The 631-nt window shown below is 48.0% G+C and carries 1 pseudogene; it reads left to right on the top strand.

From position 1 onward, the window contains the following. Positions 1 to 343 (top strand): annotated as a pseudogene (locus ACFINX_RS10360) (D-alanyl-D-alanine carboxypeptidase); the annotation flags it as partial. Positions 344 to 631 lie beyond the last annotated feature (288 nt).

Raw genomic sequence — 631 nt, 5'->3', positions numbered from 1 at the left:
TATCGTGCTGGGTGCGACAACCGACCGCGAACGCAACGAACGCACCGCCCGGTTGTTGCAGTCCGGTTTCGAGGGCGACAAGCGCGGTAACGGCCTCAAACTGGCCGACCTGCCGAACGACCCATCATCCAGGCCCGAAGACATGCGCATGAAACTATGCAGCCCGAAAGCCGCCGCCTACGAGCAAGAGCAGGTCAAGCGCTGTCCAATGGGCCTGCCCGGCCATCCAAGCTACCTAAGCCCTGCAACTGCCCCAAAGCGTCACGTCATCCGCACACGCGCCGCCCCACCCGTCACAGCAACCACAATTCCCCAACCACCGCCCCGACCCGTTACGTTTTAAGACTCGCCTCTCAGCAAATAAAAAACGCAACAATATATGGAATTACAGTACGGCACACTGCCGAAATATACATAATTATAAATTAATAAACACTAATTCGAATGATCAATTCTTATTATAAACTTCTATTTATTTCCAATCAATTTACGCACTGAAATCCAGAGCAACATATTACAGACTATAAACTATTCTATACACATCAAGGGATATCCTGATAAAAATTTCACATCTGCCACTAAAGATTGCAAATTAAGCCATAAATGACACAATATCCAAATTTTATGGGCA

It is taken from the genome of Bartonella sp. AP36NXGY, from assembly GCF_042195865.1.
Lineage (GTDB): Bacteria > Pseudomonadota > Alphaproteobacteria > Rhizobiales > Rhizobiaceae > Bartonella.
Note: the sequence above shows the minus strand (reverse complement) of the source record. Positions and strands in the feature narration are given on the sequence as shown.